A 22,509-nucleotide genomic window follows, 5' to 3' on the forward strand; every position below is an offset into this window, starting at 1 on the left:
AGGACGGGCTCTCCGGCCCATCCCACAAAAAAAAATTTCTTGTGGAATGGGCCGGAGAGCCCGTTCCAAAATTTGATTAAAAGGACTTTTGCAAGAGGTCTAATTAGTAGGGTGTCCCGTCGGAGAAAACCCTAGTTTTTCGTACTAAATCCAACAGTGAGGCACTCTACAATCCGATTAAAGTGTGACAATTTAGTCCAGGACTGACCTTAATTCAGCAACGCCTAGAGTTGAGAATATAGAAGTCTACGCCGATCGAGAGCAGCAAGGACTGGTTTCCTTTGACGCTAGGCCAGAAGGCGCAACATAGAGAGGTTCTGCGTATTGGACTGATACTTTTCAAGTGCTATAAATGATTAAAGTGACTTCAAAATCCCGCTTTCTAACTGATAAATTGCTGCCATGATTCCGGTTTCAGGATTTGTGAGTAGTGACTTTTTGACATCTTTCAAGTATTCTACAATGTGTTCCCGCAAAATTGGTCTTTCCACTTTGACTGTGTGATTGTAATCCCACAAATCCCAGATGATAATCCCGATACCAACAATCGGATCGATTAAACCTACTCCTAACTGACTAGCAACTGTACCGCCTGTTTTTGTGGCTAATTTGGCGGCGGCTTTGCTGGCTACTTTTGCTGTAACTTTGCTGCCGACTTTGGCTGCTACTCCTAATATTAAAGGTTTAGCAATTAAGTAACCGCTGCCGCCAACTAATGCTTTTAATGATAAGTTTGAGACGTTTCCTTTGTCGCTAATTGTGGTGGCAATATCGTTTAGATATTTGTCCCATTGTACTTGAGGTATGTTATAATTGTTTTGAACTACTTTTACATTTTTGCTCACTTCGGATATGTACAAATTAGCAGTATCTTGAGTTATTAATTGGAATCTGAGTTGAGCATTTTTGGGTAGCAGGACGCGGTTAGCAAATTCTCTTTGGAAGTCTTCGGTTAATTTTTCGGAAACAGCATGAGATGCTGCTGTCATGTCAAATCGGTTGAGTACGGCTGATTTGACGAAGTTGAAAGGTACTGTAAACTCCATCTTTTTTTGATTGAAGTAATCGAAGTACCAATCGAGAAAGCTGTTGTCTAATCGTGCTACTACTTCGGTTTCCCATTTGTCTAATTCTTTTGATGCGAAAGCCTCGGAGGTTATATTGGCTGTTTGGATGGCGTTTTTAATGTCTTGGTTGACTTTGCTGAAGTCGTGGGGCGGCGAGACTACAACTGCTGTGGTTGCAGTATTGGTTAGCGACTGGGATATGAGAAAGTTGCCTAGTAGGGGAATAATGACTACTAGAATGACGATCGTCCAAATCATCGGTGTCACGGTTTTGATAAACTGGGTGATGACTTTGAGGCGTTCTGTTTTTTCTGAATAGCTGATTTTTTGCTTGTCTTGACTCATGGCGGTTCTGCAAGTAATGAGAATGGGGGGCTAGTTTTGATTATAGGCGACGTTTTGGGCGATCGACCTTACAGGTGTCTGGCCTGGGATTCTGGAATAGTGGAGGGGAAAGCGCGCGCGATCGCAGTTATCCGACATAAAATCGCCAGTTTTTAATTCTTGACTGCATAGAAATTAAAGTGGTACTATTTTTGAATATATTTCAAGCTGTGAATATGACTTCAGATCCTTTTCTCCGCAAGCTAGCAGCCATAAATCAAGCTTTATCTTCCCTATCAGCAGAAACCTGCACCGCGCCCGGATGCAATCAAGCAGTTTCAAAACCCGGTCACAAATTATGCTACGAACATTGGAAAGCTAACAACGCTCAACCGGTGTCAGCGCCCAAACCTAAACCCCAACAACCCTCTTCTCCCTCACTTCTGTCCGCTACCAGCATCAGCGATAAACTAGAAATATCAAAGCACAAAGTCAACCCAATTTTAGCAGAGTTAGGATTAGTAAACAAAGAGCGCAACGGCTGGGTAGCAACTAAGCGGGGGATTGGTTTTGGGGCGGTGCAAAAAATTCACCCTCAAGACAACACTCCTTATGTGCTTTGGCCAGAATCTATACTGACAAATCAAGTTTTTCTGGTGACTATTGAGAGTCTTAAAGGTGAAAATTCAGAACAGAGCAAAACAGAAGTCAACACAAAGCTAGGGTTCCGCGAGAAGTTTCGGGCGAGTGCACAGCATCGAACAACCGACGGTCATTTTGTGCGGTCTAAAGCTGAAGTTTTGATTGATAATTGGCTCTATATGGCGGAGCTAGTTCATGCCTATGAACGCCGACTACCCATAGAGGAAGAAGCTTACTGTGACTTTTATATTCCTGGGGGAAAGGTGTATATTGAATACTGGGGATATGAGAACAACCCGGAGTATGCGGCGCGCAAGCAAGTAAAGCAAGAACTATATCAGAAGTACGAACTCAACCTGATTGAGTTAACAGATGAACATATCAAGAATTTGGATGATTATTTACCTAGAATGTTATTAAAATTTGGCGTAATTGTAAATTGATTGTAAAAGTACGATCGCACTTTTCATCCGCGTTCATCTGCGTTAATCTGCCTTTATCAGCGGTTGACAAAAAAATCAAAGAGCGATCGCCCTTTAAGCATCCCTCAAACGCGATCGTCCTGATAGGATTATATTTTATATTTTATATTTTAGCCAGCCTTACTCAACAAAGCCAAAATATATTGTTCCATACTAACTCCAGCAGTTTCAGCATTGTCTGCTAAACTCCGGCGCAGAGATTTAGGGATTTCCAATGATAAACTTCCGCTATCTTCAATCTCTGTTGCAGGTAAAGGAATCTCATCGCCACACTCATAAGCCGTCTCTATCCACAATTCCCTAGCTTCCTCAATGTTCTCCATCGCTTCTGACAAAGTTTCCCCCACAGACATACAACCCGGAAGGTCTTTTATGAGCGCCGTATAACCTCCTTCTGAATCTGGGTAAAAACTTATGGCATATCTCAGGTTCAAGTAATAGTCTAAAGATTTATTCCTCAATTGTATCTTCTGATTCATTGCTCCATTCCTCCAGTTGTAATAGCGCAACAATTTGCTTTACGTATATTCCTTTTACCTTTTGACCGCCCTTTTTAGGGACTGTAATCTTTAATCCATCGGCATTTCGGAAAGAATGGTGACTTCCTTTCGATCGCTTTTCTTCAAATCCAAAAGCAGTTAGGATATAGCACACATCGTCAAACCGCACTTCAGGTGGATTTGCTAAAAATTGTTCTACCAGTTTGCCTAACTTGCCCATTACTTTATACGGATGCTTGTACTATTCTAATAAAAAAGGGCGGGCATTGCCCACCCTCGCTATGAATCAGGTGTAATTCAAAAACTAAACCTTCGCCTCATTCTTCACCAAATTACCCCAACCCAAATCCTTCAGCGAATTATTCCGGCGCAACGGACGAGTCACCAACTCCAAAATATCCCGCGCATTACCAAAGCCGTGAATCTGAGCAAAAGTAAACTCAACAGACCACTTAGTATTAATTCCCCGCGCTTCCAAAGGATTAGCGTGAGCCATACCAGTAATCACCAAGTCAATATTCTGCGCGTAAATCCGCTGCAACTGATTGTAATTGTCTGGTTTTTCGACAATCCGAGGTGTGGGAACTCCCATCTCGTGACAAGTTTTTTCTAACAGCGCTAACTCGGCTGCTTGATAGCGCTTGTCCATGTAAGGAATGCCGATTTCCGGGCAAGTCATGCCACAGCGAATCAAGAAACGTGCTAGGGAAATTTCTAGCAAATTGTCGCCCATAAAGAAGACTGATTTGCCACGAATTATTTGTAGGTAATCTTCCAAACCTGCCCAGATTTGCGCTTCTCTTTCGTCTAAACCTTTGGGTTCGATTCCCAAAACCGAGCAAATCTTCTCAATCCAAGCGCGAGTTCCGTCTGGGCCGATCGGGAATGGAGCACCAATTAGCTTACACTTACGACGGCGCATCAACGTAGAAGCCGTACGGGACAAGAACGGATTCATGCCAGATACATAATAGCCTTCTTCCAAAACTGGCAATTCAGTGTAGCGCTTGGAAGGAAGCCAACCGGAAACTTTGATTCCTTGCTTCTTCAATTCTAAGGTTAGCTGAGTCACAACTGGGTCGGGCAAAGAACCGAAAAGTACCAGCGGCGTGTGCTTGACATATTCGGATTCATCTGCATCAACTTCCTCTTTTTTCTTGCCGAAGTTCAGCAGTTGAGAGATGGCGTTTCTTTCTTGTTTCTGAGATTCCATGACGGGGGCTTTCTCAGGACATTTGGCGGCCATTGCTGCTAAAACGGTGTCTTCTCCTTGGGTGAAAGCGTAATCTAAGCCGTTAGCGCGGGCTGTGACGATGGGGATGCCGATTTCTGCTTCCAGCTTCGGTGCTAAGCCTTCCAAGTCCATTTTGATGATTTCGGTGGTGCAGGTGCCGATCCAGACGATTACACTGGGGTTACGATCGCGCTTTATCTGCAAACACAGCCGCTTCAACTCATCATAATCGTTTAATTGAGCGGAAATATCGCCTTCTTCCAACTCAGCCATCGCATAGCGGGGCTCAGCAAAAATCATCACGCCCATTGCGTTTTGCAAGAAATAGCCGCAAGTCTTGGTACCGATGACCAAGAAAAAGCTGTCTTCAATTTTTTGATAAAGCCAAGCTACGCAGCTAATCGGACAAAATGTGTGATAATTGCCTGTTTCGCATTCAAAGTTTAAAGCTTCGGGTTCGGTAGTAGTAATAGCAGTCATATTTCAAGTGTTCTCCCTTTAAATTGTTTTTTGGATCGAACTGGACTTGCGCCCGATCGAGCAAATATTTGTTTTTTGCGAATCAGTAAATCCACCTAATTAAAGGTAAAATACGGCTCGCTAAAAAGCTGGCTGTGTATGTCTTCTTCCTTCTTCCTTTTTCCTTCTTCCTTCTACTTAGCGCTTTTGCAGCGAACAATAATAGAAATACTGGTTTTGGCGTAATTATTCTGAAAAATAGATGCAGCAAACTGAATATTTTTGCAGCAGCCACAGCATCCAAAATTCAAGGTAAAAAATTCTGTGCGAGGGGCTGTAATCCCTCACAGCAGCAATTTAGTATTGTTCAAATCTAGAGATAAAAAGCCATTTGATAGTTGTGAGTTCGAGTTAATTAAAAATTAACAACTCGCAACTCACAACTCACAAATAGAGCGGAAAACGTCAAGGCTAAGATATACTTTGGCGATCGCAACTTTACTTAAAATCAGACAAAAAACCCGAAATTTCTTCATCGTCATCATCGGAATCCAAATCGCCGAGACCTAGAGCATCTAAATCATCTTCATCAGGATCTCCGGTAGTTGCTTCCCCTAAATCGTCAAGTCCGAGATCGTCAAGATCATCGTCATCAGATACAGAGAAATCGTCAAGACCGTCTTCGTCCAAGTCGCCCAGATCCAGATCCAGATCCAGATCATCTGAGGTAGCTGCCCCAAACGGATCAGGTATTGCTTCGGCGACAAAATCTGCATCTTCTTCACCAAACGGATCTGATATCTCCGCTTCGAGATCCCCAGAGGTCAAAGTCCCAAATTCTGAGGCTTCATCTTCCTCGTCATCGAGGTCGAGACCGCCCAAAACCGAGGCTTCATCTTCCTCGTCATCGAGGTCGAGACCGCCCAAAGCCGAGGCTTCATCTTCCTCGTCATCGAGGTCGAGACCGCCCAAAGCCAAGGCTTCATCTTCCTCGTCATCGAGGTCGAGACCGCCCAAAGCCAAGGCTTCATCTTCCTCGTCATCGCCCATATCGAAGTCAGATATGGCATCTTCCTCATCGTCGCCGAGGTCGAGACCGTCCAAAGCCGAGGCTTCTTCCTCATCGTCGTCCATGTCGAAGTCGGAGACAGATTCTTCCTCATCGTCGTCCATGTCGAAGTCGGAGATAACTTCTTCCTCGTCATCTTCCATGTCGAAGTCGGAGATAGATTCTGCCTCGTCATCTTCCATGTCGAAGTCGGAGACAGCTTCTTCCTCGTCATCCTCGAAGGATTCCTCCTCCGAACTCAGTGCTGAGGCTGCTGCGAGACCTGCGACTCCAGCGACTCCGGCGACTACTCCGGCTGCTGCCAAGGCCGCACCACCTAATTTATTAGACTTGGGGGCATCAGCGGGTGCAGCTTGCTCGATCGCGACTGCGGGTGCAGAAGTTGCTGTTTGAGTGGCTGCGGGTGCAGCGGTTGTCGCAGAAGTTGCTGTTTGAGTGGCTGCGGGTGCAGCGGTTGTCGCAGAAGTTGCTGTGACAATTGGAGATTGACCGGCCGTCTGTGGCGCGGTAGTTGAGGGCATACCCAACGCTATGTCTGGGTCAAAATTTAGCCCCAACACTTCGATCAGGCTGTCTGCATCCGGCTTTAGTCTTGAGAAGGGCAGCATTAATTGCTGGAGTTCCGGCTCCAGGGCAGCCGCAATTCCCAGGATGAGGTAAGAAACAGGCCTTTTCCCGCCGTCGGGTGTGGCGACCGTGTTGTCAGCCGTCATGTGCAGGAGCAGCCAAGCTCGATTCACCTGGTAATAGTCCAACCACTTCTGTTTGAGACCAACTGAAAAAGTATCAAAAAAAGCCATAACCTCTTTATCCTCATCCTGATCGCTAGACCTATTAAACCATCATCAGGTCTAGCTCATCTTCCTCCTTCTTGACCACTGGTTGAACAGGATTTAGATAAAAATCTGACAGCAACGAGAATAATTCGCGATCGGGCGTATCATTCGGCACTACTCCTTCGGGCATTGCCAAGATTTGGTCGGCGATGTTGAGGTAGTAATCGCAGACGTAGTTGAGGGAGGGATCGCTCTCGGCCATCTCAAATAAAGTTTTGCCTTTGACGCGAGAAACACGAATGTCTTCAATCAGCGGCAGCACTTCCAGCACAGGCATTGGTACGGTGTCGATGTACTTGTCGATCAAATCGCGCTTGGAGGTGCGGTTGCCAATTAAACCGGCGAGGCGCAACGGGTGAGTGCGGGCTTTTTCGCGGACTGAGGCGGCGATGCGGTTGGCGGCAAATAATGCGTCGAACCCGTTGTCGGTAACAATCATGCAGTAGTCGGCGTAGTTCAAGGGGGCTGCAAAACCGCCGCACACTACGTCGCCGAGCACGTCGAACAGGATGATGTCGTATTCCTCGAAGGCATTGAGTTCTTTGAGCAGTTTAACGGTCTCTCCGACTACGTAGCCGCCGCAACCAGCTCCTGCGGGTGGGCCGCCTGCTTCTACGCAGTCAACGCCGCCGTAGCCTTTGTAGATGACATCTTCGGGCCAAACGTCTTCGTAGTGATAGTCCTTTTCCTGAAGGGTGTCAATAATTGTGGGGATTAAAAAGCCTGTGAGGGTAAATGTGCTGTCGTGCTTTGGATCGCAACCGATTTGCAAAACTTTCTTGCCGCGTTTGGCTAGGGCAACGGAGATGTTGCAGCTTGTTGTCGATTTGCCAATTCCACCTTTTCCGTAAACTGCGAGTTTCACTGTTTGTTCTCCTATAGGTTTCTATCAAAACTATCAGGGCTGGGGTTTCACGCTTTGATTTTGCGATCGACCAACGGAGCTCAACGGAGCTCAACTGCAATGCTCTTACTGTCAAGTTGGGAGCAGGCCCTACGTCACCTCTTTGAAAGCATTATTAGCTAACTTGCGAGGAAATGAAAGGGGGCCTCCAAATGAAAATGCTAGTAATTTTGTTTATTTTGCATCTTTGGGAATCTTAGCTTCTTTTTTGATTTACCAATCTATTTTTATAATCTTTTTATCTTTTAAATCATTTTTAGAATACTTTCTTAATATAAAGAGGTACAAAAATAAAACAAAAATTAACTTCTCAAACAATCTGGGCTTTGGGCTTTGGGGCTAGGATGCAGGCAGTTGATGACTTGTGTGGCTAACTGGAAGGGGCATAAAGGTCCTGTTGGATGAGCAAAACCGGAGAGTGAGTTCGATTAATTGGGCCTGGAGATGGCAAAGTGCTCTTAGCTTTCGGCTGTTACAGGTGATTTTGCTGCGGTTTTGAGTTTTGTGTAAAAAATTGTTAATTTTTAGGAATTGACGGACAGTTGTCAGTGGGCAGTGGGCAGTGGACAGTGGGCAGTGGGCAGTGGGCAGTGGGCAGTGGGCAGTGGACAGTGGGTAGTTGTCTGTTTATGGATTACACATCGGTGGCTAGAAATACGGTTTCTGCGAGTTTTGCGTTGGGTAACGAGAAATTACTAACAAACCGGGTTTCTGAGGGCGCAAGTGCGATCGCGAAATACAGTTTTCAGTTGTTAGTGGTCAGTTTTCAGTTGTTTTTGATTAATTAATGACAACCGCCAACTGCCAACCGCCAACCGCCAACTGTCAACTGCCAACTGCCAACCGCCAACTGTCAACTGCTAACTGTCAACTGCTAACTGTCAACTGCCAACTGACTTCTGGCGATCGGAATTTCGATCGCAAATTCAGTCCCCAGTCCAACTTCCGAAACGCAGTCGAGCCGCCCCCCGTGCTTTTCCACAACTAAGTGGTAGGAAATAGACAGTCCCAGCCCAGTGCCCTTACCGACTGGTTTGGTGGTAAAAAACGGATCGAATAATTGGCGGCGAATCTCATCCGGTATGCCCCCGCCGTTGTCGGAAATGCGGATCGCCACAAAATCATCAACAACTTCAGTGCGAATTGTAATAGCCGGAAGAGTCAATAGTAGATTTTCCCCATTTCCCTTTGCCAATTGGCTATTCTGGATTGTTTCATCCAAAGCATCAATACCATTGCCGAGAATATTCATAAACACTTGATTGATCTGACCGGCACAGCACTCGACGGGGGGCAAATCGCCGTATTCCTTAATAATTTGAATACCTGGATGTGCGCCTTGAGCTTTGAGTCGGTGCTGCAAAATCAACAAAGTGCTATCGATTCCCTCGTGAATGTCCACGAATTTGATGTTAGATTGATCCGATCGCGAAAAGTTACGCATCGACAAAACTATTTGGCGAATGCGATCGGTTCCTACTTGCATAGAAGACAGGATTTTAGATAAGTCTTCCACCAAAAAATCGATTTCCATATCTGCTGCTGCTTCCCGAATTTCCGAGACTGGTTCGGGATAATGCTGCTGGTAAAGTTCCAAGAGTTGAATCAATTCTTTGATGTAATGACTGGTGTGGGACAGATTGCCGTAGATAAAATTAACCGGATTGTTGATCTCGTGAGCGATACCGGCAATCATTTGTCCCAAAGAAGACATTTTTTCGGTGTGGACTAATTGACTTTGAGTTTGCTGCAACTTCCGCACAGTTTCCTCTAATTGCTGCGCTTGATTTTTTAAGCAGCTTTGCTTTGTCCGCAGCACTTCTTCGACTCGCTGGCGCTTGATAATATCCCGTCTTAATAATTCATTTGATTCTAAAAGTTGAGCAGTGCGCTCTTCTACTTGTTGTTTTAAGTCGTCGTGAGCTTGGCGCAGGGCTTCTTGGGCGCGCTGGCGCTCTAAAATTTCTTGTTGCAAAATTTCGTTGGTTTTCTGTAATTGGGTGGCTCTATCGTCTACTGCTTGTTGCAAAAGCTCGATCGTCCCGTACATTTCAGATTGGTTAAAAACTTGGGGCAAACTTGTTTGAGAGACAACACCCAAAAGTTCTCCCTGAATGCCAACTACTACCAAACGGCGGACTCCGTACCGCTGCATGGACTGGTGCGCCCGAAACAGCGAATCGGCGGGAGATATGCAAAATAAAGGCGCACTCATCGTCTCGGCAATGGATATTTGCGAGAAATTTAATTCGAGGGCGTGAAATTGCACGATGTCCCGCTCGGTGACAATGCCGATCGGTATTTGGTAATTTTCTGTAGCTGCCGCCCGCTGTGGATGCTGAATTTGCTCTTCGATAATCACGATGTAACTGACTTGATGCTTGACCATGAGCTTGGCCAAATCGATGGCTGAGGCAGTTTTTGGGGCACAAATCACTTCCTGCGTCATTACATCTGCTGCACAGCGCAAATTGGTTACTAAGTTAACCGGTTGCAGGGCTTCGTGAATGGCTTCGCGGGTGATGATGCCGATCAGTCGCGAGTTCTCATCGACTACGGGCAAGTGCCGGATCTGGTGCTGGCGCAACGTGAACATCGCTGTGAAAATATCTTGAGACTCGGATTGTTTGAGGGTAATTAGCGATCGAGTCATTACATCACCAATCGTCAGTCCGATCGCACAAGCTGCCACGGTAGTTAGCTTAACAATATCCCGTTCTGTAAAAATGCCGATCGGGCGATCGTCCTCCACGACTATGACGCAACTGCGCTTTGTCGGGCCCGGAAGAACTTTTTGTTTTTCGCTACAAAGCTGACACGAAACGCGCATCGGGTTCATGATAGCTAACACTTGGGCGATCGGCGTTTCTGGAGCCACTGTGAGCGGGTGGCGATCGATCGATCGATCTAAAGGTGACAAGTAGATCGGTGGGCTGTTGCGCTCTACAGGGGATTCTGATGGTTTAATTACTTGTTGCGGGACTGAATCTAGGAAATGCTGTAAATGTTCTTCTTGTAGCATGGTGATTATTAATCTTTCTTAATGAATTGTTACAATTTTGCGGGCACGGGTTGGCAGAATTAGCATTAATTAAGCGGTTTACCCGGCCGATAAACAGATACAAGCTTCCCCCTGGCTGTGGTGGAAAGCCTCAAATTTTTAGACTGATGTTCGGACTCTGGCGATCGATCTGTGGAGTAAATAGAAAATAGAAAATGGAAAATTGACTGACAGGAGATCGATCGCCTCAAATCTGATTGCTAGAAAACCTCTGATTAAATTTTTATTTGTTTAAATCCTATGTCGTGGACACCATTAAGTCATCGAATTCATCACTTGCCGCTCATCCTGGCAGGCCCGATTTTGCGCCGGACTGAAACAGGGGCGGTGACAGTTTGGCTGGCTCTGAAAGCACCCCGCGAAGTCGAACTCAAAGTTTATTCGACTGAAGGCGGCACCGGCGAAATTGTCGGTGCGCCCTTGCTCCAAGGTACGAGATCTACCGTGGCGATCGGCAAATACCTGCACGTAGTGGCCGTGACGGCTAAACCGATCGAAAGTAAAGCCTTGACATACGGACAAATTTATGCTTATGACATAGAGTTTGCTGCGAGTCCTGATTCGCCCTCGGAGGTTGCAGTTCCAGAAAATGAGAAAGAAAATCTCCTTTCTTGCTTGTGGCCAGCCTCCCCTAATTTGTCAGTTTCCTCGCCGGAGACGATCGGTTATTTCCCTCACGGGTTGCCGACTTTTGCCCTGCCACCGCAGGATTTAAACTATTTGCGTATCGTTCACGGTTCTTGTCGCAAGCCCCAAGGAGACGGCAGAGATGCGCTGCCAATCTTGGATAATTCGATCGCACAATTTGCAGGAATGGCCAATTTCCGTCCCCACCAACTGTTTTTAACAGGCGACCAAATTTACGGCGATGACGTTGCAGATCCGATGCTGTGGGCTTTGACTGATGCTGGCGATACACTTTTGGGCTGGGAAGAAAATTTGCCCCTGATGAATGATGCCCAAATTAAAAAGAATTTGTGTATCAGTATACCTAAAAATTCGGAAAACGAAAACGTAGCTGGCCAAAAAAGAGAAATTTTTAGAGAGTCGCCTATTCCGAAACAATCTAAGGCTGAGTCTGACTACAAAAAGCCAATTGAGTTAAAGCCGGGGACTCGCAGCGATATTGCTAGAGATTTTGGCGGCTTTACGGCGATGTTGGTGAATAAACCGGATAACGCGAAAAGTCATTTGTTCGGTTTGGGGGAATATTGCGCAATGTATTTGTTAGTTTGGTCGCCTGTACTTTGGTGCGATAATTTTCCGAAGGGTAAGGATATTTGTAAAGATTCTAAGGGGGCAAAAGTCTGGGATAGAGAAGTTTCTGAACTTGGGGGTTTTGCGGGCAATTTGTGGAGGGTGAGGCGGGCGCTGGCTAATATTCCGACTTACATGATTTGTGACGATCATGATGTTAGCGATGATTTCTATTTGAATCGGGAGTGGTGTTACCGGGTGCTGGGTAAGCCGCTTGGCCGCCGGGTGGTGCAGAATGCTTTGTTGGCTTATGCTGTGTTTCAGGGTTGGGGAAATACGCCCGCACAGTTCGATCGCGAAAGTGTCGGATCTAAGTTATTAAAGGCCGCCCAAAAGTGGTCGGATTCGGCGGGGAATGATGTTGCTGTTTGGGAGGAGGCGGGTTCGTATTTGGGGATTCCGGGGGTTGATATTGAGACTGGTTTGCCGAAGCTAAAGTTAGATGATGATGTTTTGATTTTGGATCGGGATGGCGATGGTGTCAGTGAGGTTTTGGATTGGCATTTTACTGTGAGAAGTTTTAAGCATGAGGTGATTGTGCTAGATACGCGGACTTGGCGGGGGTATCCGGTGGAAAGTGCGATCGATCCGCCGATGCTTTTGACTCACAAGGCTTTTGAGGAGCAAATTCAGCGGCCTTTGCGGGAGACTGATTTGTTGAATAAAACTGGGGAGTTTGAGATTGAGGCGACGCTGGTGATTTTGCCGACTAATTTGGTGGGTTTGTGGATTATTGATGCGGTGCAAAAGTTGGATTTGAAACAGGGAAAGGTTTTTAATAGTGATGCGGGAGATGCTTGGAATTTTAATAAATTGGCTTTTGTGAAGCTGTTGTCGGAGTTTTTTAAGCAGCGCGATCGGGTGATTGTTTTGACTGGGGATATTCACTATGCTGCTGCTGTGCGGCTGAGTTATTGGTCTGATAAACATTTTGGCATTTTTCGCCCGGATTTTGAGCGTTTTTCCCCTGCATCTGAGTTGGATCTAAAATCTCAAATCACAGATAGAAAACATTCTGTGTTGGCGCAGTTAACGGCTAGTGCTTTGATTAATGAGGAATGGAAAACTCATGTAATTCATACTAAGATTAAGTCGGTGTTTCCAGAGCGCTCGCACGAATATTTGGGATGGAATGAGCCGTTGGAGTTGGTGAAGATTTCGAGAAGTGGCAGAAAGAAAGCTGTGGCTGCTGCTGTGAGGAATAAGCAATCTTTTCCTGATTGGGGCTATCGAATTGACTGGATGAAACGACAAAAAGCTAGAGTGTTTTTGCATCATGAAAATGGTGAATTGTCAACTAGAACGCACACAAATAAACAATTGTCGCGGCTGCATAGGTTGTGGAATTTTATAGCGCTGTTGTGGCGCAATCGCTGGCTGCAAGAGGGTGATGAGATTGTGGGATATAGTAATATTGCGATCGTCAGTTTTCAGTGGCCGGCTGAGGGTGATGGGGAGAAAGCGGTGATCCAGAATGTTTATTGGCGGCCTCTTTGGGAGCCTGGTAGTGTGGTTTATAGTCAGTATTTTGTGCCGCTAGGATTGGATGAGACGGCGGTTGATTGATGTGGTGTTTGTCGGCGGTTGAAACGGCGGTTGAGGTTAAAACGGCGGTTGAAACCGCGTCTACACAAGCAAAACCTGCCTCCGCAGGTTGAAGAGTAGATCGCTCTTTTTTAAGGTAAGTAACCCAAGGTAAATAATACGATATTTTCTAAATGTAGCAGTATCTCTGGATTAAGTTCACCAATTTTATTTCGCAGTCTTGTTTTATCCAACACTCGCATTTGATGGCACAATGCAACAGAATCTTGAGCTAATCCTCCCTCACCGCCGGGAATCAAAACGCAGGAAGGAAGAGAGGCACGGCGCAGATTAGTTGTGAGGGGAATACTGATAATAGTAGTCGTGTACCTGGAAATAGTATCGTTCTGAAAAACAATTGTGGGACGTACACCAGCCTGTTCGGAACCTTGTGTCGGATCGAAGTTGGCAATCCAGATTTCACCTCGTCTGGTTGTCATGCCAAATCCTCATGTTTGAGAAGTTCTGCATATTCGCTGATTCCGAGTTCTGCAAGTTGTCTGTCTTCTTGGGCAAATTCGCTGTATAGTGCCGCTAAGTTGGTTTCATCGATCGCTGGAATGGTAACTAATCTGGCACGGAATTTCAGAAAGGCAATAAATTCAAATACTTGTTTGAGTTGTTCTCGATCGAGCTTTTCTAAGTCTTGTTGGATTAACTCTTTCATGACAGTCATTTTTGTTGTCAAGTTTTCTGTATTATAGCCGGATCGCACATTAACCAAAAAAGTCGATCGCGTGGCCCCAGAAACCGGGTTTTTTCCGAAATACTTCGTTACAACCCATAGATTTGGGCAAAAACCCGGTTTCTTTGTTGGGTGGCGGGACTCCAGAAACCGGGTTTTTTACGAACAAAGAAGAGACGGCGGTTGAAACCGCGTCTACACAGGCAAAACCCACCTCCGTGGGTTGAAGATAATTTTTCTTAGTCCACGGAGGTGGACTTCGTTTGTCTAGCCGCGGTTTCAACCGCCGGGTGCTAATGATATCAACTTTTCTAAGCCCGATCGCCCGATCGCCCGATCGCCCGATCGCCCGATCGCACATTCCCCAAAAAAAACCGTAGATTTGGGCAAAAACGTTTTGATTGCTGCAACTGTCAACTGTCAACTGTCAACTGTCAACTGTTGAACCTACCCCAAAAAATCATCGCCCATTTCTCTCAAACATCGCCCAAATCCCCCATTCCCTCCAAACGCAGGAAATGCACCCGGCCCGATCGATCGCCCGCTACAACTGTCACTCCATTAGGGGTGATCGCACAGCAAGCAAACCCACCATCTCCGCTGAAACTAGCAACTTCCTTGCCACTAAGCAGATCCCAGATTTTCACGGTTTTATCGTCTGAAGCCGAAACCGCTATTTTGCCGTCTGGTGTGATCGCTACTCCCCATACGGAGTCAGTATGACCGGTGAGAATTCTGATTTCAGTGCCACTGTCGATGTCCCAAATTTTGAGGGTTCGATCGTTTGAAGCTGAAATCGCTCGTTTACCATCTGGTGTGATCGCTACTCCCCATACCTCGCTAGTATGACTGGTGAGGGTTCTCAGTTCCCTGCCGCTGTTTATGTCCCAGATTTTGAGGGTGTAATCCCTTGAAGCAGAAATCACTGTCTTGCTGTCTGGTGTGATCGCGACTGCATTTACCGACTCAGTATGACTGGTGATAGTTCTCAATTTCCTGCCACTGTCGATGTCCCAGATTTTGAGAGTGTTATCGTCTGAAGCCGAAATCGCTGTCTTGCCGTCTGGTGCGATCGTGACTCCTTTTACCCCGTCAGTATGACCGATCAGAGTTCTGAGTTCCCTGCCGCTGTTTGTGTCCCAGATTTTGAGGGTTTTATCCCAGGAACCAGAAATTGCTCGCTTGCCGTCTAGTGCGATCGCAACTGCTGCTACCTCTCTAGTATGACCAATCAGAATTCTCAGTTCTCTGCCGCTGTCTGTGTCCCAGATTTTGAGAGTGCGATCCCTTGAAGCCGAAATCGCTGTCTTGCCGTCTGGTGCGATCGCTACTGCAAATACCTCCCGAATATTACCAGCGATAGTTCTCAATTCCCTGTCGCTGTCGATGTCCCAGATTTTTAGGGTTCGATCGTTTGAAGCGGAAATCGCTGTCTTGCCGTCTGGTGCGATCGCGACTGCTGTTACCGCATAAGTATGACCGGTGAGAGTTCTGAGTTCATTACCACTGTCGATGTCCCAGATTTTGAGAGTACGATCCCTTGAAGCCGAAATCGCTCGTTTGCCGTCTGGTGCGATCGCAACTGATAATACCACACCAGTATGACCGGTGAGAGTTCTCAATTCCCTGCCACTGTCGATGTCCCAGATTTTCAAGGTTTTATCGCCACCTGAACACGAAATTGCTCGCTTGCCGTCTGGTGCGATCGCAACTGATAATACCGACCTAAAATGACGACGCATGAGAGTTCTGAGTTCCGTGCCGCTGTCGATGTCCCAGATTTTTAGGGTTTTATCCCCGTACCAGATTTTTTTATCGCCTGAAGCCGAAATCGCTCGTTTCCCGTCTGGCGCGATCGCGACTGCTAATACATAACCAGTATGACCGGTGAGAGTTCTGAGTTCCGTGCCGCTGTCGATGTCCCAGATTTTCAGGGTTTTATCCTCTGAAGCCGAAATCGCTCGTTTGCCGTCGGGTGCGATCGCGACCGCATATACCTCCCCAGTATGACCGGTGAGAGTTCTGAGTTCATTGCCACTGTCGATGTCCCAGATTTTCAGGGTTTTATCGCCTGAAGCCGAAATCGCTCGTTTGCCGTCGGGTGCGATCGCTACTCCCCATACCTCGCCAGTATGACCGGTGAGAGTTCTGAGTTCCGTGCCGCTGTCGATGTCCCAGATTTTCAGAGTTTTATCGCCTGAAGCCGAAATCGCTCGTTTGCCGTCTGGTGCGATCGCCACTGCTTTTACCCCGTCAGTATGACCGGCCAGCGTCCGCAGCGCACCCTCATTTGCCCTTTCCAGATTAGCCCTCAAAGGCCGCAGCCAAGGAGTATTTTTCGACTGCTTTGCTTGTTCTAGCATGGCTTGAATGTCATCAGGAGACGAAATTTTTTCCGTCACTTTTTTGACAGGTTTACGGGGGTAAAACCTAGAAATCAATGGTAAATACTCCCAAATATACTTATCTTCATTTATACTCATAGTTATTTCATCAGGTAGCAACCTCCCCAACAAATGCCCTGCAAGCTGCATTTTATCCTTCTCCAAAACGTGCGCCGACTTGCGAATTGCTCCTTGAATCAATCCCAGAGTTTCACTTTGCCCATCCGACAGCAACACATCAGAAATTATCGCCAAATCATAATCCTCAATTAACGCTTGTACCCCCAACGCCTCCAACTTCGCCTCAACAAAATCGAAATCCGTCAACAACTGATGCAGCCTTTCCCCTTGCACACTCTGTGCCAAATGCCCCGGCAGAGTTTCCAAAGCATAAAGCCGCTTTTGTGGCGACATTTTCCCCAAGTTTTGTTTAAACTTACTCATCGCCGTACAAATCCTCCCACAAATTATCAGAAATCGCCGTTTCGATATCCCGCAGCGACACCCCAGCTTTCTGCACCACATCGATACGATGGAGAAATCTTTGGAAACTCGCGTGATAGATACTGTAATCAGGAGAAGTATCGCCGCTGCGCCGCAAAAACTGCTTCCAATCATCCAGAACTTCCTGCACGTCTAAGGCATCTTCCTCAGCAAAATCCGCCAAAATATCGCAGGAAACCGGCTTCCGAGTTTTAGTCAACAAATAAATAACCTTCAACTTCCGGCGGCGCAATTCTTTATCCCTAACCGCCATTTCCATCCGCGCCCAGTGCTTCTCATAATATCCTTCCAACTCCCTCGGCAAATCTTTCAAACTGACATCGCTATACTTGCCGCTGTCGATATCATTCAGCACGTAGCGGAGGTACATAAAATTATTTTGGCTTTTCTCTGCCACAACTGCCACAAACTGTTCCCGGCTCAAATTTTGACGATTAATCCACTCCTGAATTGACAAACTATTGCTGGTGCGTTTTTCAATATAAGCCTTGACATCTTCCAGACTTTCGGCATTATATTGCATCAAATCAAAAACCTGATGATTTGGTAAAGACAGAGTTTCCGGCCGCTTCGAGACAATAAAATAAACGTTTTCGGGCAAAGAATCCGGCAAATACAGCACATTGCTACCGCGTCCTTGCAAACTCAAATCCACTTCATCCAGCGCATCCACCACACAAATCAACTTTTTGCCGTTCAATTTAGCGCTAACTTCCCCCAACAACCGCCCTAAAAAATTGCCATCTCTCGTGGCATTCTCCGGCAATTTTGGATAATCGAGTTTAAAACCTTTAATTAACTGAGTGCAGACATTTTCCAGAAATTGTTCTGGCCGGACAATGCCTTGAGATTGCGAATTAAAATGGGCAACGCAGCGGCGCTTCAGCAGCAGCACACACATCGCCATAATTGAACTTTTGCCAACTCCCGGATCTGCTTCTAAAACAAAATAGCCTTTCTGATTTTCTAGCAAGAAGCGACTCATTGCTTCAAACACAAATTTCCGGCCGGTAAAGTCTTGAACTTTATCATTAATAATCGTCTCGCACTCGTAGGGAAGCGGCAATCGAGGCGCGGAAGTATCAACTAATCTTTGCAGCAAATCCTGTATTTGCCCTAAATCGGATCGGATGCCAATTTCTATTGATGCCAATTTCGCCATCACTTGACAAATCTGCTGCTGAGTTGCCACAGCCTCCAATTTATCGAGAATTTCGCGATTTTGCAGCCCCAAATCTTTGAGCTCAGCCAAAGCAATTTGATGCAGATTCAACACCATCGCCGCAAACTTCTGCCCGCCAGTCTCGGCATCCTGTTTTAGCACTTCCCGAAACGCTTGCGGAAAAATTGTGTGCAGTTTCTGCGCCACAAGCTGCACGATTTCACCATCGAAGGATTTACACTCACTCGCCGCGAATCTGTTGACAAAAATCCCCCAATCTTCCACAGTCAATCCCGTAACTTCATCAAAACTATCAGCAGAAAAAATCTTAGTAAGTTGGTCTTCGGAAATCTTTAAAACACTTGACGAATCGGTAACTTCTGTGTTAATATTGAGCCAATAGGTAATACTTTCTTCGGCTAATTCGTTGAGTGCTTTTTTAGGGTCGGGCAAATGCTTAGATTTGGCAAGTTCTGTTAATTCAGCCGATCGCGCCACTGACTTGAGAATATAGCCGATCGCCTCACCCGCCGCCCTAGTCAAATCGTGATTGTCGAGGATCTGCTTATTCTTCGCCAAGCGATCGACTATGTGGTTTCCCACATCATCCGCCATCAGACTCCCAGCTAGATTAGTTGCGATCGTTCCTAAGACAGAAACACCCACAACTGCGATCGGGCCGCCGATCATCGCCGCTGCCGCTTCCGCCCCCGGCCCACTGAGCACAGTAGAAATAACTTGCCCGACAGTCATCACCGCGCTGCATCCAAGTACCCTAGTTTTAATATTTGCTAAATCTATCTGTGGCATAAATTAAATATTTTTCTCACTTTGCCGTAGTTTAGCGCGGCGAGAGAATTGCTACAAGGTAGGAGCAATCACGAAATAAATCCCCCCGTAGGGAAACGGCACTGCTAATATGTGTCAGCTTAAACCTGAAACCGTTGATAAATCTCGCTTTTATCCGAGGCCAGATCCCCCTAAATCCCCCTTAAGAAGGGGGACTTTGAGACGATTCTTGTCCTCCCATTCTTAAGGCCAGAATCCCCCTTAAATCCCTCCGATAGTCGGGGGACTTCGAGAAGATTCTTGTCCCCCCCTTCTTAAGGGGGGTTAGGGGGGATCTGGCCTCGGCTACAAGCGTAAATTTTACGAACTACAAAACAGCCGCCACAGTAGCCATCAGCAACCCTTGAAACAATTTCACCCCATCAGTTTCGCCCAACATTGGATCAGAAGCCCTCTCAGGATGCGGCATCATTCCTAACACATTGCCCTGGCGATTACAAATGCCCGCAATATTATTTAACGAACCGTTGGGATTGCCAGCATCGCTAATTTTGCCCGCCTCTGTGCAGTAGCGAAACAGCACTTGATCGTGTTCTTCTAGCTCTGCTAAAGTATCGGCATCGGCATAATAGTTGCCTTCCCCGTGGGCGATCGGCAAATCGATGATTTCACCCGAAGTATAAGCGGCAGTCCAAGGAGTATTACCCCGCTCAACTTTCAAAGAAGCGCGATCGCAAATAAAATTCAATCCCGCATTCCGCACAAGCGCACCGGGCAATAAACCAGCTTCTGTCAACACCTGAAAACCGTTGCAGATGCCGAGTACAAGCTTTCCTTGTTTGGCGTGTTCTGCCGTAGCCCGCATCGCCGGAGAAAAACGGGCGATCGCGCCGCACCGCAAATAATCTCCGTAACTGAAACCGCCGGGAATTACAATGATGTCAATATCCGAAATATCCGTATCTTCGTGCCAAATCATCCGCGTCGGTTGGTGCAGCAACCCTTGAGTCACCCACACCACATCGCGATCACAATTTGAACCAGGAAAAACAATAACTCCAAATTTCATAAGCTGAAGGAAGAAGGAAGAAGGAAGAAGGAAGAAGGAAGAAGGAAGAAGGAAGAAGGAAGAAGGAAGAAGGAAGAGGGAAGAGGGAAGAAGGAAAAGGTGTCAACTTAAGACTGAAATCTTAGGTTTCTCTCGCTTGTATCAAAGTCTAGATCCCCCTAAATCCCCCTTAAGAAGGGGGACTTTGAGTCGTTCTAGTTCTTGTGTTTTTAACGAAGACTTTGAATGCTCTTGTCCCCGCTTTTTAACAAAGACTTTCAGAACGCTCTTGTCCCCCCCTTCTTAAGGGGGGTTAGGGGGGATCTCCGGGTTGAAAAACACCCTAGGGGCGATCGCATTTATACCCCTGCTGTCTCGACAGGTACAGCAATTGCCGTCAAATCAAAGCGATAATTCTCAATAACTGGATTCGCCAAAAGTTGGTCGCAAACGCGATCGAGTTGTTCGCGGGCCTCCGATTCGCCCGCAGCAGTCAGCGTCAATTCAATGTACTTCCCGATGCGGACGCCCTCAACATTGTCGTATCCCATGTGTTGCAAACCAGACTGTACGGCAGTGCCGGCAGGATCTAAAACCGAAGGGCGAAGGGTAACATAGATTTGGGCAAGATATTTCTGAGTCACGGGAATGTTGCGGTAGGTGATGTGCAAGTTAGCGCCATTGTATTCTACAACCAGGTTGCGCGCGATCGACCTTCCACACCAAATCCGGGCTTAAATACGCTCTTATTCCCCAGTCTGCGGAGGCAGACTTCGTATGTGTAGACGCGGTTTCAACCGCCGAGTCTTCTGTAGACGAGGATTTGGTATGACTCCCCCAAGTGAGATAGCCTAGAAGCAGGGACAAATGTGATTCCAGCAGATTACACAAAAAAATTATGAGAACCAACCGCACCCGCAGTCAGGAGCGTATTTTAGACTTGCTCAAGACCTTAAATCGATCGCTCTCAGCGCAAGATATCTACCTAGAACTGCGTAACAGCGACCAAAGCATGGGCTTAGCAACCGTTTACCGCTCCCTCGACGGTTTAAAGCGAGAGGGCTTCGTTCACGTCAGAACCCTTGCTAGCGGCGAATCTCTCTACGGTGCCGCCCATCAAGACCAACATCACCTCACTTGTCTCGAATGCGGCGCGTCCATTACGATCGACGAGTGCCCCGTCCATCACTTAGAAAGCCAACTACAACAATCACATTCTTTCAAAATTTATTATCACACATTGGAATTTTTCGGATTGTGCGATCGGTGTACTTTGGCTCAAGAATCTTAGGGAAGGAAGAAGGAAGAAGGAAGAAGGAAGAAGGAAGAAGGAAGAAGGAAGAAGGAAAAACTTATATCGTTCTTACTCGGCGATTGAAATCGCTGCTATACAGACGAAACCCGCCTGCGCGGGTTGAATTAATTCTTAGTCCGCGGAGGCGGACATCGTTTGTGTAGAAGCGATTTCAATCGCCCTTTCTTGCTTGTATAGGAGCGATTTCGATCGCCCTTTTTCTATTTCTTCACCTCATTACTATTACCTTCCCCAACCATCGATCGCAATCCTTCCATCGTAGCGGGGATGCTGCGCGGATCCATAAACATCACCTTGCTACTGTCGCTGCTGCCAATTTTTAAGCCCATGTCCAAATAGTTTTGAGCTAACAAAAACTGTAAAGCTTCCCGCGCATTGGGGTCATTTTGCAGGGTTTTGCCGATAATCTGCAAAGCCTCCGAAGTAGCTTGAGCTTTCAAAACTTGACTTTGGCGTTCTGCTTGCGCTTTCAGGACGATCGCCTTTTGTTGAGCTTCCGCCTCCAAAATAGTCGCTTTTTGACGCGCTTCTGCATCCAAAACCTGTGCTTCCGCCTTACCTTTGGCGCTGTTAACTGCCGACTCCCGTTCGCCCTCCGATGTCAAAATTGCCGCCCGTTTTCGGCGATCGGCTGCCATCTGCAATTCCATCGATTCCTGTACAGTTTTAGAAGGGATAATATCGCGCAATTCTACCCGCGTTACTTTCACTCCCCAAGGATCGGTAACAACATCTAAATCTCTGAGCAAGATTTCATTAATTTGAGAACGAGCCGTAAAAGTTTGTTCGAGATCCAATTGACCCATTTCCGCGCGAATTTGAGTCAGCACCATATTTACCATTGCTGACTGAAGATTTTCAACTTTGTAACAGGCTTTGTCCAAGTCTACAATCCGCCAGTAAACCACAGCATCAACCGTAAACGAAACGTTATCGCGGGTGATACAAGCTTGCGGGGGAACATCTAAGACTTTTTCCCGAATAGTTTGCTCGTAAACTACGCGATCGAGAAACGGCGTCACAAAATTCAAACCTGGTTCGAGTTTCTTGCCATTATATTTACCTAAAGTCTCCACCAATGCTTGATTTCCCTCATTGATAATCTTGACGGAACCTGCGAGGGCTGAACCGCCTAGTGCTAAAAACACGAGTAAAAATAATTGTTCCACAGTTGACTCCTATCAATTTTGACTGTTAAATATT

Annotated in this window: 21 protein-coding genes; 5 read left to right on the forward strand and 16 right to left on the reverse strand. The window is 46.5% G+C overall.

Going from position 1 to position 22,509, the window contains the following annotated elements; genetic code table 11:
• Positions 1–356: 356 nt before the first annotated feature.
• Entirely contained in the window at positions 357–1,412 is a 1,056-nt protein-coding gene (locus tag QUB52_RS01190) for a hypothetical protein (RefSeq protein ID WP_332972083.1), read from the reverse strand.
• A gap of 215 nt (positions 1,413–1,627) precedes the next feature.
• Between QUB52_RS01190 and QUB52_RS01195 the strand changes: the two genes are divergently transcribed.
• Positions 1,628–2,476, forward strand: a complete 849-nt coding sequence (locus tag QUB52_RS01195; protein ID WP_332970572.1) for a hypothetical protein — start codon at positions 1,628–1,630, stop codon at positions 2,474–2,476.
• 149 nt (positions 2,477–2,625) lie between these two features.
• Here QUB52_RS01195 and QUB52_RS01200 read toward each other — a convergent pair whose 3' ends face one another.
• The 6 genes from QUB52_RS01200 to bchL form a co-directional block, all read right to left on the reverse strand.
• Positions 2,626–2,994: a type II toxin-antitoxin system HicB family antitoxin gene (locus QUB52_RS01200; RefSeq protein ID WP_265237942.1), complete on the reverse strand. Its 369-nt coding sequence runs from the start codon at positions 2,992–2,994 to the stop codon at positions 2,626–2,628.
• Positions 2,966–3,235 (reverse strand): type II toxin-antitoxin system HicA family toxin, encoded by a 270-nt coding sequence (locus QUB52_RS01205; protein WP_265237944.1) that lies wholly within the window; start codon positions 3,233–3,235, stop codon positions 2,966–2,968. Before QUB52_RS01205 ends, QUB52_RS01200 begins: the two co-directional genes overlap by 29 nt.
• A gap of 84 nt (positions 3,236–3,319) precedes the next feature.
• Complete coding sequence (locus tag QUB52_RS01210; RefSeq protein ID WP_332972082.1) at positions 3,320–4,729, reverse strand: ferredoxin:protochlorophyllide reductase (ATP-dependent) subunit N; 1,410 nt, start codon at positions 4,727–4,729, stop codon at positions 3,320–3,322.
• Positions 4,730–4,811: 82 nt separating this feature from the next.
• On the reverse strand, positions 4,812–5,003 hold the full coding sequence (locus QUB52_RS01215) for a hypothetical protein (protein ID WP_332972081.1): 192 nt from the start codon (positions 5,001–5,003) through the stop codon (positions 4,812–4,814).
• A gap of 203 nt (positions 5,004–5,206) precedes the next feature.
• Positions 5,207–6,577, reverse strand: a complete 1,371-nt coding sequence (locus QUB52_RS01220; protein WP_265237950.1) for a DUF5331 domain-containing protein — start codon at positions 6,575–6,577, stop codon at positions 5,207–5,209.
• 34 nt (positions 6,578–6,611) lie between these two features.
• Positions 6,612–7,478, reverse strand: coding sequence for a ferredoxin:protochlorophyllide reductase (ATP-dependent) iron-sulfur ATP-binding protein (gene bchL, locus QUB52_RS01225; RefSeq protein WP_265237962.1), 867 nt, complete (start codon positions 7,476–7,478; stop codon positions 6,612–6,614).
• A gap of 668 nt (positions 7,479–8,146) precedes the next feature.
• On the opposite strand from bchL, the gene QUB52_RS01230 reads away from it, so the two are divergent.
• Positions 8,147–8,305: a hypothetical protein gene (locus QUB52_RS01230; protein ID WP_265237964.1), complete on the forward strand. Its 159-nt coding sequence runs from the start codon at positions 8,147–8,149 to the stop codon at positions 8,303–8,305.
• Between the two features lie 86 nt (positions 8,306–8,391).
• Here the strand turns inward: QUB52_RS01230 and QUB52_RS01235 are convergent, their stop codons facing one another.
• Positions 8,392–10,539, reverse strand: coding sequence for a CBS domain-containing protein (locus QUB52_RS01235; RefSeq protein ID WP_332972080.1), 2,148 nt, complete (start codon positions 10,537–10,539; stop codon positions 8,392–8,394).
• 279 nt (positions 10,540–10,818) lie between these two features.
• Between QUB52_RS01235 and QUB52_RS01240 the strand changes: the two genes are divergently transcribed.
• Positions 10,819–13,401: a PhoD-like phosphatase gene (locus QUB52_RS01240; protein ID WP_332972079.1), complete on the forward strand. Its 2,583-nt coding sequence runs from the start codon at positions 10,819–10,821 to the stop codon at positions 13,399–13,401.
• Positions 13,402–13,511: 110 nt separating this feature from the next.
• On the opposite strand, the gene QUB52_RS01245 is transcribed toward QUB52_RS01240, so the two are convergent.
• From QUB52_RS01245 to purS, 7 genes are all read right to left on the reverse strand, one after another.
• A complete protein-coding gene (locus tag QUB52_RS01245) occupies positions 13,512–13,859 on the reverse strand; it encodes a type II toxin-antitoxin system PemK/MazF family toxin (RefSeq protein ID WP_332972078.1) in 348 nt (115 codons plus the stop codon).
• On the reverse strand, positions 13,856–14,086 hold the full coding sequence (locus QUB52_RS01250) for a hypothetical protein (protein ID WP_332976091.1): 231 nt from the start codon (positions 14,084–14,086) through the stop codon (positions 13,856–13,858). Before QUB52_RS01250 ends, QUB52_RS01245 begins: the two co-directional genes overlap by 4 nt.
• Positions 14,087–14,135: 49 nt before the next feature.
• Complete coding sequence (locus QUB52_RS01255) at positions 14,136–14,528, reverse strand: hypothetical protein (RefSeq protein ID WP_332972076.1); 393 nt, start codon at positions 14,526–14,528, stop codon at positions 14,136–14,138.
• A gap of 52 nt (positions 14,529–14,580) precedes the next feature.
• Positions 14,581–16,932: a hypothetical protein gene (locus tag QUB52_RS01260; protein WP_332972075.1), complete on the reverse strand. Its 2,352-nt coding sequence runs from the start codon at positions 16,930–16,932 to the stop codon at positions 14,581–14,583.
• Positions 16,925–18,964: an ATP-binding protein gene (locus QUB52_RS01265; protein ID WP_332972074.1), complete on the reverse strand. Its 2,040-nt coding sequence runs from the start codon at positions 18,962–18,964 to the stop codon at positions 16,925–16,927. The genes QUB52_RS01260 and QUB52_RS01265 overlap by 8 nt, the downstream gene beginning before the upstream one ends.
• A gap of 346 nt (positions 18,965–19,310) precedes the next feature.
• A complete protein-coding gene (gene purQ / locus QUB52_RS01270; protein ID WP_332972072.1) occupies positions 19,311–20,012 on the reverse strand; it encodes a phosphoribosylformylglycinamidine synthase subunit PurQ in 702 nt (233 codons plus the stop codon).
• A 338-nt stretch (positions 20,013–20,350) separates the two neighbouring features.
• Positions 20,351–20,635 carry a phosphoribosylformylglycinamidine synthase subunit PurS gene (gene purS / locus QUB52_RS01275; RefSeq protein WP_265238000.1) on the reverse strand — a complete coding sequence of 95 codons (285 nt, stop codon included), beginning with the start codon at positions 20,633–20,635 and terminating at the stop codon, positions 20,351–20,353.
• 254 nt (positions 20,636–20,889) lie between these two features.
• On the opposite strand from purS, the gene QUB52_RS01280 reads away from it, so the two are divergent.
• Both QUB52_RS01280 and QUB52_RS01285 read left to right on the forward strand, forming a co-directional pair.
• Positions 20,890–21,282: a Fur family transcriptional regulator gene (locus tag QUB52_RS01280; protein ID WP_265237977.1), complete on the forward strand. Its 393-nt coding sequence runs from the start codon at positions 20,890–20,892 to the stop codon at positions 21,280–21,282.
• Positions 21,258–21,449, forward strand: a complete 192-nt coding sequence (locus tag QUB52_RS01285) for a hypothetical protein (protein ID WP_265237979.1) — start codon at positions 21,258–21,260, stop codon at positions 21,447–21,449. Before QUB52_RS01280 ends, QUB52_RS01285 begins: the two co-directional genes overlap by 25 nt.
• A gap of 57 nt (positions 21,450–21,506) precedes the next feature.
• Here QUB52_RS01285 and QUB52_RS01290 read toward each other — a convergent pair whose 3' ends face one another.
• Positions 21,507–22,475 (reverse strand): SPFH domain-containing protein, encoded by a 969-nt coding sequence (locus QUB52_RS01290; RefSeq protein ID WP_265237981.1) that lies wholly within the window; start codon positions 22,473–22,475, stop codon positions 21,507–21,509.
• Positions 22,476–22,509 lie beyond the last annotated feature (34 nt).

It is taken from the genome of Microcoleus sp. A6-C6 (assembly GCF_036705955.1).
GTDB lineage: Bacteria > Cyanobacteriota > Cyanobacteriia > Cyanobacteriales > Microcoleaceae > Microcoleus.